The sequence below is a fragment of the Streptomyces sp. GQ60 genome (assembly GCF_059758875.1).
In genome coordinates this window covers 123,203-138,024 of record NZ_JCAXEG010000010.1, presented here as the reverse complement: position 1 = coordinate 138,024, position 14,822 = coordinate 123,203, and the positions used below count along the sequence as shown (strand labels likewise).

At 72.1% G+C, this 14,822-nt stretch carries 14 protein-coding genes and 3 pseudogenes; 9 read left to right on the top strand and 8 right to left on the bottom strand.

Features of this window, described 5'->3' with window-relative positions; all coding sequences use genetic code 11:
- Positions 1 to 28 precede the first annotated feature (28 nt).
- Positions 29 to 658: an HAD family hydrolase gene (locus AC6CKD_RS24460; RefSeq protein WP_498329896.1), complete on the top strand. Its 630-nt coding sequence runs from the start codon at positions 29 to 31 to the stop codon at positions 656 to 658.
- A gap of 22 nt (positions 659 to 680) precedes the next feature.
- On the opposite strand, the gene AC6CKD_RS24455 is transcribed toward AC6CKD_RS24460, so the two are convergent.
- Positions 681 to 962: a hypothetical protein gene (locus tag AC6CKD_RS24455; RefSeq protein ID WP_498329894.1), complete on the bottom strand. Its 282-nt coding sequence runs from the start codon at positions 960 to 962 to the stop codon at positions 681 to 683.
- A 143-nt stretch (positions 963 to 1,105) separates the two neighbouring features.
- On the opposite strand from AC6CKD_RS24455, the gene AC6CKD_RS24450 reads away from it, so the two are divergent.
- A complete protein-coding gene (locus tag AC6CKD_RS24450; RefSeq protein WP_498329893.1) occupies positions 1,106 to 1,489 on the top strand; it encodes a cold-shock protein in 384 nt (127 codons plus the stop codon).
- Positions 1,490 to 1,545: 56 nt separating this feature from the next.
- Here the strand turns inward: AC6CKD_RS24450 and AC6CKD_RS24445 are convergent, their stop codons facing one another.
- The 4 genes from AC6CKD_RS24445 to AC6CKD_RS24430 all read right to left on the bottom strand — a co-directional run bounded on the left by AC6CKD_RS24445 (position 1,546) and on the right by AC6CKD_RS24430 (position 5,121).
- On the bottom strand, positions 1,546 to 2,430 hold the full coding sequence (locus AC6CKD_RS24445; RefSeq protein WP_498329891.1) for a 1,4-dihydroxy-6-naphtoate synthase: 885 nt from the start codon (positions 2,428 to 2,430) through the stop codon (positions 1,546 to 1,548).
- Entirely contained in the window at positions 2,427 to 3,137 is a 711-nt protein-coding gene (locus AC6CKD_RS24440) for a futalosine hydrolase (protein ID WP_498329889.1), read from the bottom strand. Before AC6CKD_RS24440 ends, AC6CKD_RS24445 begins: the two co-directional genes overlap by 4 nt.
- A gap of 13 nt (positions 3,138 to 3,150) precedes the next feature.
- Entirely contained in the window at positions 3,151 to 3,636 is a 486-nt protein-coding gene (locus AC6CKD_RS24435; protein ID WP_498329887.1) for a DUF2771 domain-containing protein, read from the bottom strand.
- A gap of 180 nt (positions 3,637 to 3,816) precedes the next feature.
- The gene (locus tag AC6CKD_RS24430) at positions 3,817 to 5,121 is read right to left on the bottom strand and encodes an MFS transporter (protein ID WP_498330112.1); all 1,305 of its coding nucleotides are present in this window, start codon (positions 5,119 to 5,121) and stop codon (positions 3,817 to 3,819) included.
- A 415-nt stretch (positions 5,122 to 5,536) separates the two neighbouring features.
- Between AC6CKD_RS24430 and AC6CKD_RS24425 the strand changes: the two genes are divergently transcribed.
- The 3 genes from AC6CKD_RS24425 (at position 5,537) to AC6CKD_RS24415 (ending at position 9,623) form a co-directional block, all read left to right on the top strand.
- Positions 5,537 to 6,445, top strand: coding sequence for a DUF3027 domain-containing protein (locus tag AC6CKD_RS24425; protein ID WP_498329886.1), 909 nt, complete (start codon positions 5,537 to 5,539; stop codon positions 6,443 to 6,445).
- Between the two features lie 103 nt (positions 6,446 to 6,548).
- Positions 6,549 to 8,291 carry an ABC transporter permease gene (locus AC6CKD_RS24420; protein ID WP_498329884.1) on the top strand — a complete coding sequence of 581 codons (1,743 nt, stop codon included), beginning with the start codon at positions 6,549 to 6,551 and terminating at the stop codon, positions 8,289 to 8,291.
- Positions 8,292 to 8,318: 27 nt separating this feature from the next.
- Positions 8,319 to 9,623, top strand: a complete 1,305-nt coding sequence (locus AC6CKD_RS24415; RefSeq protein ID WP_498329882.1) for an ABC transporter ATP-binding protein — start codon at positions 8,319 to 8,321, stop codon at positions 9,621 to 9,623.
- Between the two features lie 160 nt (positions 9,624 to 9,783).
- Here AC6CKD_RS24415 and AC6CKD_RS24410 read toward each other — a convergent pair whose 3' ends face one another.
- Positions 9,784 to 10,797 carry a WD40 repeat domain-containing protein gene (locus AC6CKD_RS24410; protein WP_498329881.1) on the bottom strand — a complete coding sequence of 338 codons (1,014 nt, stop codon included), beginning with the start codon at positions 10,795 to 10,797 and terminating at the stop codon, positions 9,784 to 9,786.
- Between the two features lie 76 nt (positions 10,798 to 10,873).
- Here AC6CKD_RS24410 and AC6CKD_RS24405 point away from each other — a divergent pair, with 76 nt between their 5' ends.
- Together AC6CKD_RS24405 and AC6CKD_RS24400 are read left to right on the top strand one after the other, a co-directional pair.
- Entirely contained in the window at positions 10,874 to 11,566 is a 693-nt protein-coding gene (locus tag AC6CKD_RS24405) for a GDSL-type esterase/lipase family protein (protein ID WP_498329880.1), read from the top strand.
- 59 nt (positions 11,567 to 11,625) lie between these two features.
- Positions 11,626 to 11,775, top strand: a pseudogene (locus AC6CKD_RS24400) (aldo/keto reductase); the annotation flags it as partial.
- Between the two features lie 87 nt (positions 11,776 to 11,862).
- Here the strand turns inward: AC6CKD_RS24400 and AC6CKD_RS24395 are convergent.
- Both AC6CKD_RS24395 and AC6CKD_RS24390 read right to left on the bottom strand, forming a co-directional pair.
- Positions 11,863 to 12,852, bottom strand: coding sequence for an aldo/keto reductase (locus tag AC6CKD_RS24395; protein ID WP_498329878.1), 990 nt, complete (start codon positions 12,850 to 12,852; stop codon positions 11,863 to 11,865).
- Positions 12,853 to 12,995: 143 nt separating this feature from the next.
- Positions 12,996 to 13,091, bottom strand: a pseudogene (locus AC6CKD_RS24390) (ATP-binding protein); the annotation flags it as partial.
- Between the two features lie 319 nt (positions 13,092 to 13,410).
- Between AC6CKD_RS24390 and AC6CKD_RS24385 the strand changes: the two are divergent.
- Both AC6CKD_RS24385 and AC6CKD_RS24380 read left to right on the top strand, forming a co-directional pair.
- A pseudogene (locus AC6CKD_RS24385) lies at positions 13,411 to 13,785 on the top strand (DUF6879 family protein); the annotation flags it as partial.
- The gene (locus tag AC6CKD_RS24380; RefSeq protein WP_498329877.1) at positions 13,761 to 14,612 is read left to right on the top strand and encodes a helix-turn-helix domain-containing protein; all 852 of its coding nucleotides are present in this window, start codon (positions 13,761 to 13,763) and stop codon (positions 14,610 to 14,612) included. The pseudogene AC6CKD_RS24385 and the gene AC6CKD_RS24380, both read left to right, overlap by 25 nt.
- Positions 14,613 to 14,822: the final 210 nt, after the last annotated feature.

The window sequence follows — 14,822 nt, the reverse complement described above, 5'->3', positions numbered from 1 at the left end:
GCAGTGCCCGGCTCGGCACAATGGGGGCATGAGCCCCGAGACGCAGCTGACCGTCGGATTCGACCTCGACATGACCCTCATCGACTCCCGGCCTGGAATCAGGGCCGCCTACCGGGCGCTCGCGGCGGAGACGGGTGCGTACATCGACGCCGACGCGGCCGTCACGCGGCTCGGGCCGCCGCTGGAGGAGGAGCTCGCGCACTGGTTCCCGGAGGCGGAGATCCCCGCCATGGCCGACCGCTACCGGGAGATCTATCCCACACACGCCATCGAGCCGACTCCGGCGATGCCCGGCGCCCGCGAGGCGGTCGAAGCGGTCCGGGCCCTCGGCGGCCGCGCGATCGTCGTCACCGCCAAGCACGAGCCCAACGCCCGTATGCACCTGGACCACCTGGGGATCAAGCCCGACGCGGTCATCGGCTGGCTGTGGGCGGAGGCCAAGGCGGTCGCCCTGCGCGAGTACGAGGCCCAGGTCTACGTCGGCGACCACGTCGGCGACGTCCGGGGCGCCCGCGCGGCCGGAGCGGTGTCGGTGACGGTCCCCACCGGCCCCTGCCCGGAGCCCGAACTGCGGGAGGCGGGCGCGGACGTGGTCCTGGCGGACCTCACGGAGCTGCCGGCCTGGCTCGAGGCGTACGAGCGCACCCGGACCGCCTGACCGCGACCCTGCCGCGCCGGCCCTACGCCTGCGAGGCGCGGGCCGCCGTCCGCTGCGCGGCGGCCGAGCGCAGAACGCCCGCCGCCGAGATCGCGAAGCCGACGCCCATGAGCATGCACACGGCCCACGCGTACGAGGGGAACGGGTCCACGTCGAGGAAGAGCGGGGCCATCGTGGCGAGCGTGGCGACGGCGCCGGCGATGAAGACGATGCCGCCGGCCTTGACGAGCCCGTCGCCGGGGCGGGCGGTGTCGTCGGCGCCCTGCTCGGGCTGAGGGGTCTCGGGCTGAGGAGTAACAGTCACTCGACCAGGGTAGTTCCCTGGCCGGAGCGGTCACCCGCGAAGGACCGGGGAACGTCTTGTCACCCGGAGAGGGGCAACTAGCCTGAGAGGTGCGGGCCTGCGGCCCGCTTCCCACCCGACGAACGCAAGGACAGAGGACGGACGTGCCTACCGGCAAGGTCAAGTGGTTCAACAGTGAGAAGGGCTTCGGCTTCCTCTCCCGCGACGACGGCGGCGACGTCTTCGTCCACTCGTCGGTGCTCCCCGACGGGCTGGACGCGCTCAAGCCCGGCCAGCGCGTCGAGTTCGGCGTTGTCGCGGGGCAGCGCGGTGACCAGGCACTTTCGGTGAGCGTCCTGGAGCCGGCCCCCTCCGTAGCAGCCGCGCAGCGGCGCAAGCCGGACGAGCTCGCCTCCATCGTGCAGGACCTCACGACCGTCCTGGAGAACGTCACGCAGCAGTTGGAGCGGGGCCGTTACCCCGACAAGGCGCAGGGCGGGAAGATCGCCGGCATGCTGCGCGCGGTGGCCGACCAGCTGGACGTCTGAGCCCGGCGCACGACCGTGCCCCGCCGCCCACCAGGGCCGCGGGGCACGTTCATGTCCTACGGGAACTGCAGCGCGTCGGCTGCGATGGCCGGAACAAGACCCTCCGCGGCCGCCCGGGTCAGCAGCCCGCGCACGGCCGCGTAGCCGGCTTCGCCGAGGTCGGCGGTGAACTCGTTGACGTACAGCCCGATGTGCTGGTCGGCGACGGCCGGGTCCAGCTCCTGCGCGTGCGCCCGTACGTAGGGCCGGGACGCCTCGGGGTCGGCCCAGGCCATCCGGACCGACGTACGGGCCGAGTCGGCGAGCGCGCGCAGCGCGTCCGCGCCCAGGGAGCGCTTCGCGATGATCGCGCCGAGCGGGATCGGCAGGCCGGTCGTGGACTCCCAGTGCTCGCCCATGTCGGCCAGGCAGTGCAGTCCGTAGTCCCGGTAGGTGAACCGGGCCTCGTGGATGACCAGTCCGGCGTCCACCCGGCCGTCCCGCACGGCGGGCATGATCTCGTGGAAGGGGAGGACGACCACCTTGCCGACGCCCTCGGGCAGCACGTCGGCGGCCCACAGGCGGAACAGCAGGTAGGCGGTGGAGCGTTCGCTCGGGACCGCGACCGTCTTGCCGGCCAGGTCCAGGCCCGGCTCCCGGGTCGGACCGCGGTCTTTTACGAGCACAAGGGGCCCGCAACCACGGCCCAGCGCGCCGCCGCAGGGGAGCAGCGCGTACTCCTCCAGGACCCACGGCAGGACGGCGTAGGAGACCTTCAGCACGTCGAGCTCGCCGCGCTCGGCCATGCCGTTGGTGACGTCGATGTCCGCGAAGGTGACGTCGAGGGCGGGCGCGCCGGGGACCCGGCCGTGGGCCCAGGCGTCGAAGACGAAGGTGTCGTTCGGGCAGGGCGAGTACGCGATCCGCACGGGCCGTGCCGGGTCGGCGCCTGTTCCGGTCATGAGGGTCCTCCCCAGGAAGCGAGTACGGGTCCCAGTGCCCGGAAGCCGTCGGCCAGCGCCGTCAGCGCCTCGCCGATCCGCCAGGCGTCGCGGTCCCGGGGGCCCACGGCGTTGGAGACGGCACGGACCTCCAGTACGGGCAGCCCGTGCGCGGCGGCGGCCTCGGCGACCCCGAATCCCTCCATCGCCTCGGCCCCGGCGAGCGGGTGCCGGGCGGCGAGGGCGGTCGTACGGGCGGCGGTGCCGGTGACGGTGGAGACGGTCAGGACGGGCGCGAGCAGTGCCCCGGTCGCCTCGGCGGCGCGCGCGGCGAGCTCTGCGGGAGGCAGGTGCACGCTGCGGCCGAAGCCGAGTTCCACGACGGTCAGGAACCCCTGCGGGGTCTCGGCGCCCAGGTCGGCGGCGACGATCGCGTCGGCGACCACGAGGGTGCCGGTCGGGGCGGCGGGCGCGAACCCGCCGCCGATGCCGGCGGAGACGACGAGGCCGTAGCCGTCCGGGGCGGGCGCGAGCGCCAGGGCGGTCGCGGTCCCGGCGGCCGCGGCGGCCGGGCCGACGCCGGCGACCAGCACGTCGAAGGCTCCCCGGCGGTGGATGAGGTAACCGCCGGGGAGGGTGCGCGGCTCGGAGGCGTCGGCGGGGCCGGACAGGCCTCGGACGACGGAGTCGGCCTCCGCCGTCACCGCGGTCACGATGAGCGCGCGCATGGTGGGTGTGTGACTACTTGAGCTTGACGTTGAAGGCCCAGACGGCGAGGGGCTTGCCGTCCTCGGAGACCTGGACGATGTTCAGCTTCTTGGAGGCCGGGGCCTCGCCCTGGCCGCCGGTGGCGAACAGGTCGGCGCCGGGGAAGCTGCGGTAGGTGTTGGAGGAGGGCTCGGTGATCGGCTGCCCGTCGAGGACCGCCTGCCACTTCTTGCCTTCCTCGACGACGTCCGGCTCGACACCGAGGCGCAGCGTGTCGCCGCGGCCGTAGTCGATGTTCTTGGCGTGCTTCAGGTCGCCGAAGCACTCCTGGACCTTCTCGGCCTTGAGCTCCGTGCTGTCGCTGCAGGCGGCTTCGGTGGACACCGACGAGGTGCCGACCGTCACGGTCGCCAGCGGCGTCGGCTTGTCACAGGCGGAAAGGAGGAGGAGGCCGGCGGAAACGGCTCCGAGGGCCGCGACGCTGCGGCGGGCCCTACCCGAGAAAAGCGGTGCGGTCATGAGCCGAAGGCTATCGGGCGGGTGGCGTGCCTTGCTGCACGGGGTCCTACGGTGCGGCGCGCTCCGCGGGCGGGACCCGCACCGGTGCGGCGCCGTGGCGCAAGCGCCCCCGGCTGCGCCGGGCTTCCCGGGGCTCCGCCCCGGACCCCGCGCCTCACACGCCGGCGGGGCTGGATTCGGCTATGCCACTCGCGGTCGCTGCGCGCCCGAGTGGGTGTGCCGCGGGGACGTGAGGAAGCCGCGCAGCGCCATCGCCGTGCCCAGGGCGACCACCACCGCGGCCACCGACATGCCGAGGACGCCGTTCAGGGGGAGGGCGATGCCGATCGAGCCGCCCAGCACCCAGGCCACCTGGAGCAGGGTCTCCGAGCGGGCGAAGGCCGACGTGCGGACGGCCTCGGGCACGTCGCGCTGGATCATCGCGTCCAGCGAGAGCTTCGCGAGGGCCTGGCAGAACCCGGCCGTCGCACCCAGGACGGCCATGAACACCCCGCTGAAGAAGACCGCCGCGAGCACGGCCACCGCGAGGGTGAGGGACAGCACGGCGGCGATGATCGCCTCGGGCGCGCGGGCCCGGAGCCAGGCCCCGACGGCCGTCCCGCAGGCGTTGCCGACGCCCGCCGAGACGCCGACGATGCCCAGCGACACCGCCGCGCTCTGCCCGGCGAGCGGGTGCTCGCGCAGCAGGAACGCCAGGAAGAAGATCAGGAACCCGGACAGCCCGCGCATCGACGCGTTCGCCAGCAGCCCGCACAGCACCGGCCGGCTGACCGTCCGCAGCCCCGGCCGCTTCGAGTGGGCCTCGTGGGTGGACAGCCGGGCCCGGCGCTCGCCCTTCGCCTCGTCGACCTTGTGCGGGAGGGTGAACGCCGCGAAGGTGCCCCAGATGAAGATCGCGCACGCCCCGTAGAGCGGCCACGGCGGCCCGATCGTGTGCAGGGCGGCGCCCACGGGCGCGGCGGCGCCGGTGGCCAGCAGGCCGGCCAGCGTCACCCGGGAGTTCGCCTTGACCAGGGAGAATCCGGGTGGGAGGAGCCGGGGGACCACCGCGCTGCGCACCACCCCGTAGGCCTTGGAGGCGACGAGGACCCCGAGGGCGGCCGGGTACAGCTCCAGGCCGCCCGTGGCGACCGCGCCCGACATCATCACGGCCAGCAGGGCCCGCGTGAGCATCGCGCCGGCCATCGCGGCCCGCCGCCCGTGCGGCAGCCGGTCCAGCAGGGGGCCGATCACCGGGGCCAGCAGGGTGAAGGGGGCCATCGTGATGGCGAGGTACAGGGCCACTCGGCCGCGTGCCTCGTCCGTGGGGACGGAGAAGAAGACGGTGGAGGCGAGGGCGACTGTGATCATCACATCACCGGCGCCGTTGATCGCGTGCAGCTCGATCAGCTTGCCGAGGCCCGATTCGCCCGCCCCGTGCGCGTGCGTGGCCCGCCGGATCCCGCGGGCCGTGCCCGTGAACGGCAGGTGCAGGGCACGCCCCATGGCCCGGCCGGCCCGCCTGGCCGGTCCCGAGCCGTCATCGGACGACCGTACGGGTGCCACGTGGCCATAGTGCCCCACTCGGCCCCCCGGGACCCTTCCCGGCGCGTCGCGGGGGCCCGGCCGCGACCCGTGTTGGCCGCGGGTGTCCGCGAATCGGACCTTGCATGTGGGCCCAGGGCGCCGGAGGAGGTAGCGTGCGTAGCGCGCCACCGGCGGTTGCTCCTGGCCGCGCGCCTCTTCGCGATCCCGCAGAATGGATCGCAGGTAGGTGCGCCCTGGAACCCGATCGGGCGCGGACGTCGACGCGGCCCCCTGGTCCGCTCCGCCCGCGCTACGTAGGGACAGCCGACGGGTCGTTGTGGACGACAAGTACGGACGGCGCACTCGTGAGACGGCGTAGGAGAGAACGAGACCTGTGAGTGCTGCGACGACGCGAAGCCGTACCCCCGACCGCCTGTGCGTCGAGGCGGTAGACCTCGCCCGAGCGGCGGCCGAAGAGGCCGCCCACCCAGGAGTGGTGGGCGAGCACACCGCCGCCATCGCGGAAGGTGACAGGGTCGTCACGCACTTCTTCGAGTGCAAGGACCCCGGCTACCGCGGCTGGCGCTGGGCCGTGACGGTGACGCGTGCGTCCCGCGCGAAGAACGTCACCCTCGACGAAACGGTGCTGCTGCCGGGCGACGACGCCCTGCTGGCTCCCGAGTGGGTGCCGTGGAGCGAGCGGCTGCGGCCGGGCGACATGGGCCCGGGCGACCTGCTCCCCACGGACGCCGAGGACCTGCGGCTGGAGGCGGGCTGGTCGGGCGAGGACGCCCCGCCGCCGAACTCGGTGGTGTCCGCCGAGATGGCCGAGCTGGTCGAGGCGGAGGACGCCGACGTCACCGACCGCGCGGTGGTGCCCGTACGCGGCTCCATCACCTCGGTGGCGGAGGAGCTGGGCATGCGCCGGGCGCGCGTGCTCTCCCGCTACGGGCTGCACAGCGCGGCCGACCGCTGGGACGAGTCCTTCGGCGCGAAGACCCCGATGGCGCAGGCGGCTCCCGCCTCCTGCGTGTCGTGCGGCTTCCTCGTCGCGATCGGCGGCTCGCTGGGCCAGGCGTTCGGCGTCTGCGCGAACGAGTTCGGACCGGCGGACGGCCGGCTGGTCTCCCTGTCCTACGGCTGCGGCGGCCACTCGGAAGCCGCGGTCATGCCGAAGACGCCGCGACCGGCGCCGCCCGTCCTGGACTCGATGGCCTCGGACGAGTTCGTCCTGCGCCCGTCCCCCGACTCCGGCTCGGTCCTGACCACGGACCCCCTCGCCGCGGACCTCGGCCACTCCTGACCGACCCCCCCGTCCGGGCGAGCCGGGGCCGGGCGCGGCCCCGGCTCGCCCGGACGGGTGACTCGGGGCGCGACGGGCCGTCAGGCGTGATCCGCTGGGCGGGATGAAGACCTCCCCGCGCCCCGAGACCCACACCGGGCAGGCGGCCCCCACCCGGACCCGCCTGTCGTGGGTGGACTTCGCCGTGGCGGCCGCCTTCCTGGTCCTCGGGTACACGATCCTCCGGGTCGGCGAGGGCACCACGGTCAACTTCGACCCCGCCGACGTCCCCGACGTGGACACGGACCCCGCGAAGCTCCCGTACTACGCGGCCCGCAGCGTCCTGCGGATGTTCATCGCGCTGCTCGCCTCCGTCGTCTTCACCTTCGGCTACGCCTACGCCGCCGCCCGCAGCCGCCGCCTGGAGCGGGTGCTGATCCCGGCCCTGGACATCCTCCAGTCCGTCCCGGTCCTCGGCTTCCTCTCCGTCCTCGTCACCTTCTTCGTCGCGCTCTTCCCCGGCTCGCTCCTCGGCCTCGAATGCGCCGTCGTCTTCGCCATCTTCACCTCGCAGGCCTGGAACATGACCTTCGGGTTCTACGCCACCCTGACCTCGCTTCCCCGTGAACTCGACGAAGTCTCCCGCTCGTTCGGCTTCACCCGGTGGATGCGCTTCTGGCGCGTGGAGGTCCCCGCCGGGGTCATCGACCTGGTGTGGAACGGCATGATGAGCTTCGCCGGCGGCTGGTTCATGCTGGTGGCCTCCGAGGCGGTCTCCGTCTCCGGGCACGACTACGCCGTCCCGGGCCTCGGCTCGTACGCGGGCACCGCGATCGGCGAGGGGGACCTCGGGAAGGTCGGCTGGGTCATCCTCGCGATGACCGTCACCATCGTCACCGTCAACTTCTTCTTCTGGCGGCCCCTGACGGCCTGGGCGGAGAAGTACAAGAACGAGCAGTCGGAGTCCACCGACGTCCAGCGCAGCTGCGTACTGGACTTCCTGCGCCGCTCCCACTGGCCCCGCCTGCTCGGCCGGGCCACCGCCCCCGCCCGCGACGCCACCGGCCGGGCCGCCCGCGTACTGGGCCGCGACGACAGGGCGCTGTCCGTGGACCCGGCCCGCCGCCGGACCGGCGACGTGGTCTTCACCGTGATCGCCGGAGCCGTCATCCTGTGGGGCCTGTACGACCTGGTGCGCTACCTCCAGCGCGAGACCGGCCTCGGGGTCTTCGGGGAGCCGCTCGTGCTCGGGCTGATCACCTTCGTCCGGGTGATCGTGCTCGTCGCCGCCGCCACCGTCGTGTGGGTGCCCGTGGGCGTGTGGATCGGCTCCTCGCCCCGGCTCACGAAGACCGCCCAGCCCGTGGTGCAGGTGCTGGCGAGCTTCCCCGCGAACCTGCTCTTCCCGGTGGCCGTCTGGTTCTTCCTCAAGACCGGGCTGGACATCAACATCGGCTGCGTCCTGCTGATGGCCCTCGGCGCGCAGTGGTACATCCTCTTCAACGCCATCGCCGGAGCCATGGCCATCCCCTCCGACCTCAAGGAGGCCATGGACGACCTCGGCGTCCGCGGGCTCCAGCGCTGGAAGCGCCTGATCATCCCGGCCGTGTTCCCCTCGTACGTCACCGGCGGCATCACGGCCTCGGGCGGCGCCTGGAACGCCTCCATCGTCGGCGAGGTCGTCACCTTCGCCGGGACGACCCTGTCCGCGACCGGCCTGGGCGCGTACATCTTCCACGCCACCGAGGCCGGTGACTTCCCCGAGCTGATCGCCGGGATCGCCGTCATGAGCATGTACGTCGTCGGGCTCAACCGGCTGTTCTGGCGGCCCCTGTACCGGCTCGCGGAGCGCCGCTACTCCCTCTGACCGCCCCGACCGAGGAGCCCGCCCCGAATGACCGCGACCACGATCCTCCAGGCCGCCGCCCTCACCAAGTCCTACGCCGGCGCCGACGGGGAACTGCCCGTGCTCGGCGGCATCGACCTGGAGATCCGGGAGGGCGAGATCGTCGCCCTCCTCGGGAAGTCCGGCAGCGGCAAGTCCACCCTGCTGCGCTGCCTGGCCGGCCTGATCCCCGCCAGCTCCGGCTCGGTCACCTACCGGGGCGAGGAACTGCGCGGGGCGAACCCGGGCACGGCGATGGTGTTCCAGACGTTCGCGCTGCTGCCCTGGCTGACGGTGCAGCAGAACGTGGAACTGGGCCTGGAAGCCAAGGGCGTGGACCGCGGGACGCGGGCCCGGCAGGCGGTGGAGGCGATCGACCTGATCGGCCTCGACGGCTTCGAGTCGGCCTACCCGAAGGAGCTCAGCGGCGGGATGCGCCAGCGCGTCGGCTTCGCCCGGGCGCTCGTCGTGGAGCCGGACGTGCTGATGATGGACGAGCCGTTCTCCGCCCTCGACGTGCTCACCGCCGAGAACCTGCGCGGCGAGCTGATGGAGCTGTGGGCCTCGGACCGCTTCCCCGCCAAGGCGGTCGTGCTGGTCACGCACAACATCGAGGAGGCGGTGCTGATGGCCGACCGGGTGGTGGTGCTGGGCTCGCGGCCCTACGGAACCATCCAGGAGACCTTCGCCGTGGACCTGGCCCGGCCCCGGGACCGGGGCGGCGCCGACTTCGAGCGGATCGTGGACGCCGTGTACGCGGTGATGACCGGCCGCACCGCCAAGACGCCGGCCGCGGCCCCGCCGGCCAAGCGCACCCCGGCCAACACCCCGCTCCCGGCGGCCAGCGTCGACGGGATGGCGGGCCTCGCCGAGATCGTGCTCCAGCGGGGCGCCGGCGACGGCAGCGAGGACCTCGCCGACCTCGCCGACGAACTGGGCCTGGAGGTGGACGACGTCCTGCCCCTGGTGGACGGGCTGGAGTTGCTGGGCCTCGCCGAGGTACGGGACCTGCACCTCGTCCTGACCGCGCGCGGCACCGCCTTCGCGGGGGCCGACGTGCAGGAGTCGAAGGAGCTGTTCGCGGAAGGGGCCGTGGAGGTCCCGCTGGTCCACCTGATCCACACCACCCTGCAGCGCTCGCGCGGCGGCACGCAGCGGGCCGGCTTCTTCCGCGACCTCCTCTCGCACCACTACACGAGCGAGCAACTGGAACGGCAGCTGGAGACGGCGACGGACTGGGGCCGCTACGGAGAGCTGTACGGCTACCACGCGGACGCCGAGGAGTACCGCCTGGACGAGGACCGGGCGGTCTAGCCGCTGTCAGGGCGGAGCCCCGTGAGTGGTTCAGTCCGTCCGGCGCTTGAGGACCGGGTCCGGGCAGAGCCCGGGGAACGGTGGAAGGGCGGGTAGGGGACTCCGCCCCGCAGGGCCCACCCACCGGCACCCGGGACCGGACGGGTCCCGACCCGGAGGGTCAGGCCCTGGGCCGGCGCCGCAGGAGCCGCTTCGCGGCCAGGGTCAGCGTGATGGCCGCCACCAGGACGAGCGCGCCCTTCGTGAAGCTCCCGCCCTCGGGCCCGGCGGGCGCGCCCGGGGCCGGAGCGGGAGCGGGAGCGGCCGAGCCGGAGGCTGACGGCGACGGCTTGGCGCCGGAGGCGACCGGCACGGCGACGACCCGGCTGTTCGCCCCCTCCGCCCCGAACATCAGCGTCGTCCCGTCCGCCGTGTACGTCACCGACTCCGCCTGCCCCTGCCACGGCGCGGCCACCGTCTCTCCGTCCCCGGTGGGCCGCCCGTCCTTCCACGGGTAGGTCTTCGCCCACAAGTACCCCCGCAGCGCGAGCCGCCCCCCGTCCGGGGAGAACGCCCCGTCCGTGACCCACGGGACGTCCCCGATCCGACGGAAGGTGTTCGTGCCGGAGGCGGACAGCGCCTCGGGGCCCTCGTAGAGCCCGCCGGCCCGTTCGTCCTTGCTCGCGATGTACACCCGACCCGTCACCGGGTGCACCATCAGCGCCTCCGCGTTGCGCGGCCCGTCGGCGTACTTCACCGTGAACTGCTCGGCCTTGAGGGTGGTGTCCCCGAGCGTCTTCGGCTCGGCGAACCGGTAGATCCACACGTGGTTCCAGGAGCCGCCCAGGTTGTCCCCGATGTCGCCGACGTACAGCCGCCCGTCCGGGCCCAGCGAGATCCCCTCGACGTCCCGGGGCTTGCCGATGCCCGTCAGGGTGATCCGTGCGACGGTCTTCCCGGTCGCGGAGTCCACGGCGTACACGTACGGGCCGTCGTCGCTGTCGTTGTGCGTCCAGTAGACACCGGGGTGGATCCGGCTGGCCGCGAGCCCGCTCGACTCCTTGATCCGGGGGTCGGTGATCGTGAACCCCGACGCAGCGGATCCGGACGCGGCGGACCCGGAGGCGGCGGCGCCCGAGGGCAGCAGGGCGAGAGCAGCAGCGGCGGCGGTCAGGGGCAGCAGGTGCGGGCGCATCCCCCTACCCTGCCAGCCCGCCCCGCGTGTCCGGCATCACAGGGGCCGCGGCCCGGTGATCCGCGAAGATGACCGGATGCGTTTCATGTTCGTCGGGGACTCCATGACCATCGGACGCGCCGGCGACTACACCTGGCGCTACCGGCTGTGGCAGCACCTCGACACCACCTTCGGCGGCCCGTACGAGATCGTCGGCCCCCGCAGCGGGCTCTACGACCCCCGCTCGGACGCGCCGACCAGCGACGCCTACGCCGACCCCGGCTTCCCCGTCGGGGCCCGCCGCCACCTGGCCGGCTGGGGCGAGGGCTGGCAGCACATGGCCCCGGTCATCGGGCCCGCCGTCAGCAGCGCCGGGGCCGACGTGCTGCTGGTCTCCCTCGGCCTGATCGACCTGGGCTTCTACACCGCCGCCGAGGGCACCGCCGCCAACGTCCGCCGGTTCGTCGAGGGCGCCCGCGCCGCCCGGCCCGGGATACGGATGGTCCTGCTGCCCGTCATACCCAACGTCCGGGCCCGGGACGACGCGCCCTTCGCGCGGCAGGTCGAGCTCTTCAACGAGCTGCTCGCCAAGGCCGTCGCCGACCTGTCGACCCCCGCCTCGCCGATCCTGCTGGCCGCGCGCCCGCAGGCGTACGAGATCGACCGGGACACCTACGACGGCACGCACCCCAACGCCTCCGGCGAGCACCGCCTGGCCGGGGAGTTCGCGGCGGTCCTCCACCAGGCCTGGGGCCTGGGCGGCCCGTACCGGCCCCGGCAGGACACGTAACACGCCCTTCACGGGCGGGTCTTGCTTCGAGCGCACTCGAAGGAGTTGGCTAGTGGCCCATGGAGTACACGCAGCTCGGACGCACCGGTCTCAAGGTCAGCCGACTTGTCCTCGGCACCATGAACTTCGGCCCCCAGACGGGCGAGGCGGAGAGCCACGCCCTCATGGACACGGCCCTCGACGCCGGTATCAACTACTTCGAAACGGCCAAGCAGGCACTTTAACGCCAGATTGAGTAGGAGGTGGTCGCCGCCCAGGGCGAAGGGACGACGACCGCCGTACGTACGGCTACCTGATCACCAGGCGAAGGCCTCCGGGGACGGTCCCGGTCCGGGGAAGATCTCGTCCAGCCCGGCCAGCACCTCCTCGCCGAGCTCCAGCTCCAGCGCGCGCAGGGCGCTCTCCAGCTGCTCGGCGGTGCGCGGGCCGACGATGGGGCCCGTCACGCCCGGACGGGTCAGCAGCCAGGCCAGGGCGGCCTCGCCGGGCTCCAAGCCGTGCTTGTCGAGCAGGTCCTCGTACGCCTGCACCTGCGCCCGTACGGAACTCTTGGCCAGCGCGTCCGCCGATCGGCCGGAGGCGCGGCGACCGCCCTCGACCTCCTTCTTGATGACCCCGCCGAGCAGGCCGCCGTGCAGCGGGGACCAGGGGATGACTCCGAGGCCGTAGTCCTGGGCCGCCGGGATGACCTCCATCTCCGCGCGCCGCTCGGCGAGGTTGTAGAGGCATTGCTCGCTGACCAGGCCGACCATGCCGCGCCGGGCGGCCGTCTCGTTGGCCTGGGCGATCTTGTAGCCGGGGAAGTTGGAGGAGCCCGCGTAGAGGATCTTGCCCTGCTGGATGAGCACGTCGACGGCCTGCCAGATCTCCTCGAAGGGGGTCCGACGGTCGATGTGGTGGAACTGATAGAGGTCGATGTAGTCGGTCTGGAGCCGCTTGAGGCTGGCCTCGACGGCCCGGCGAATGTTCAGGGCCGACAGCCGGTCCTCGTTGGGCCAGGTGTCGCCCTCGCGGGACATGGAGCCGTAGACCTTGGTGGCCAGGACCGTCTTCTCGCGCCGGCCACCACCCCCGGCGAACCAGGTGCCGATGATCTCCTCGGTGCGCCCCTTGTCCTCACCCCACCCATATACGTTGGCCGTATCCACGAAATTCAGACCTGCGTCGAGGGCGGCGTCCAGGATTCCGTGGCTGGTCGGTTCGTCTGTCTGCGGACCGAAGTTCATCGTGCCGAGTACGAGTCGGCTGACCTTGAGTCCGGTGCGTCCGAGCTGCGTGTACTTCATGGGACCCAAGCCAACTGCTTCGAGTCCACTCCAGGCAAGAGCGGCCCGCACAGCCCTCGATTTATGCGACAACGCACATGGTCGCGTTGATGCACAGACGGCTGACTGCCGCCCTCCGTACGGTCTTGGTGGTCGGCCCCTCATGCGGCATCGACCAGCCGGTAGAAGCCCTTGGTGGCGTCCGGGGAGACGGGCAGGAGCCCGATGTCGTCGACGGTGATCAGGTCGATGAAGATCAGCAGAAGCATCACCGAGTAGTTCGGTGGCGACGAGCTGGCGCCGTCGGAGGAAGAGATCGCCGAGGGCATGCTCAAGAAGTCGGCAGAGTTCGCGGCCTCGGGCAACCGCGTCTACCCCCCGCTGGCTGACTGACCCAGCAGAACGGACCGGCCCGCGACCTCATGGGGGAGAGAGTCGTGGGCCGGTCCGCTTGTGGCCGTCCGGCAAGCCGGTCCGGCCATCCGCTACTTGAGGAATGAGCGGATGAGGTCCTGTGTAAACGGCTGGCGCTTAAGGCGGTCTGGAGTTGGGAGTTGACCTCCACCAGCCGCAGCCACCAACGCGGGGTGGGTCGAGACCGTCCGATCCGCCACGCAGGCCGGCAAGCGGATGTACCGGGTGCACATCGTCTCCCGACCGTTGACGGACTACCTCCGCTATGAGCTCGGCTGGGGGTACATGAAGAACATGGTGGGTGGTGAGGAGTTCTTCATCCTGGACATCACCGACAAGCCGAACCCCCTGGAAGGGGTGCCGGACTTCTGGCTGTTCGACGAGACTTCCCCGGTCGTCATGAACTACGACGACACGGGTGCGTTCCTTGGGCCGGATTTCCTTGAGGCCGGGCGTGCGGCGGACTTCGTCCGCTACCGGGACGCGGCTCTCGCTCACGCCGAGCCGTTCTCCGGATGGTGGGCGAAGTACGGCGGGTGAACAGAACCGAACTGGGATCGGCGCTGCGGGCGCTCCGGCAGGCATCCGGCAAGGAAGCCAAGGCCGTCGCACGCAGCGCCGTCATGTCCACCGCCAAGCTGTCGAAGATCGAGAACGGCCACGTGGCGCCCAGTGTGGTGGACGTAGAGCGCATCCTTACGGCCTTGGATGTGTCCGAGGAGGTCAAGGCCGAGTACATGGCTGCGGCGCGTGCTCAGGCCACGGAGGCGACGGCCTGGCGGCTGTTCCGGCGTATGGGCTTCCACCGGAAGCAGGAGGAGATCCGGGCCCTGGAAGCCTCGATGAAGCTCCTGCGGCTGTTCCAGCCGTCCCTGGTCCCTGGGCTGTTGCAGACACCCGAATATGTACGCGCCGTATTGCAAGGCAAGGGACTGAGCGAGGACCAGCTCGCCCGAACCATCGGAGCCCGGATCGAGCGTCAACGGGTGCTGTACGACACCGGCAAGCAGCTCCGCTTCGTCATCACGGAGCCCGTGCTGCGCTGGCGTCTTCTTCCGCCCGCGATGATGGCCGGACAACTGGACCGCATCGCCTCTATCTCCCGCCTGCCGAACGTGGACGTCCGAGTCGTCCCGCTGGACCGTCCGCAGACCGATGTGCCGGGGCACTCCTTCGTGATCCGGGACGACCGCATGGTGACCGTCGAGACCACGCACGCCGAGGTGATCGTGACCGATCCCAGGGATGTCGCCCTGTACGTCGACAAGTACGAGCGCTTCGCCTCAGGGGCCATCGCCGGCGACGCAATGCGAGCGACGCTCGCTGACATCCGGGACGGATTCTTGCGTGAACGGGAAACGGGCTAGATCCCGCTGATCAGCGGCTGGACCATCGTCTCCACCGATTGAGCGAGCGGGGAGGCGCACGGCGTGAGCAGAGCGAAGACGACGATGTCAGGGCCGATGTACCCGTCGTTGCCAAACGTGCCGCCGAAACCGGCGGACGGGTGTGGGGTGTGTAGGGCCCTGGTCGCGCAGCGGCAGGAGGCTCGGGATCTGGGCGATCCGTCGGCGGCG

Excerpts from the sequence above, each read along its gene's own strand:
- AC6CKD_RS24460 (WP_498329896.1), top strand. The coding sequence starts at position 29 with ATGAGCCCCGAGACGCAGCTGACCGTCGGATTCGACCTCGACATGACC.
- AC6CKD_RS24445 (WP_498329891.1), bottom strand. The coding sequence starts at position 2,430 with ATGACCGGAACAGGCGCCGACCCGGCACGGCCCGTGCGGATCGCGTAC.
- AC6CKD_RS24440 (WP_498329889.1), bottom strand. The coding sequence starts at position 3,137 with ATGCGCGCGCTCATCGTGACCGCGGTGACGGCGGAGGCCGACTCCGTC.
- AC6CKD_RS24435 (WP_498329887.1), bottom strand. The coding sequence starts at position 3,636 with ATGACCGCACCGCTTTTCTCGGGTAGGGCCCGCCGCAGCGTCGCGGCC.
- AC6CKD_RS24430 (WP_498330112.1), bottom strand. The coding sequence starts at position 5,121 with ATGGGGCGTGCCCTGCACCTGCCGTTCACGGGCACGGCCCGCGGGATC.
- AC6CKD_RS24420 (WP_498329884.1), top strand. The coding sequence starts at position 6,549 with ATGAAGACCTCCCCGCGCCCCGAGACCCACACCGGGCAGGCGGCCCCC.
- AC6CKD_RS24415 (WP_498329882.1), top strand. The coding sequence starts at position 8,319 with ATGACCGCGACCACGATCCTCCAGGCCGCCGCCCTCACCAAGTCCTAC.
- AC6CKD_RS24410 (WP_498329881.1), bottom strand. The coding sequence starts at position 10,797 with ATGCGCCCGCACCTGCTGCCCCTGACCGCCGCCGCTGCTGCTCTCGCC.
- AC6CKD_RS24405 (WP_498329880.1), top strand. The coding sequence starts at position 10,874 with ATGCGTTTCATGTTCGTCGGGGACTCCATGACCATCGGACGCGCCGGC.
- AC6CKD_RS24395 (WP_498329878.1), bottom strand. The coding sequence starts at position 12,852 with ATGAAGTACACGCAGCTCGGACGCACCGGACTCAAGGTCAGCCGACTC.
- AC6CKD_RS24380 (WP_498329877.1), top strand. The coding sequence starts at position 13,761 with ATGGTGGGCGAAGTACGGCGGGTGAACAGAACCGAACTGGGATCGGCG.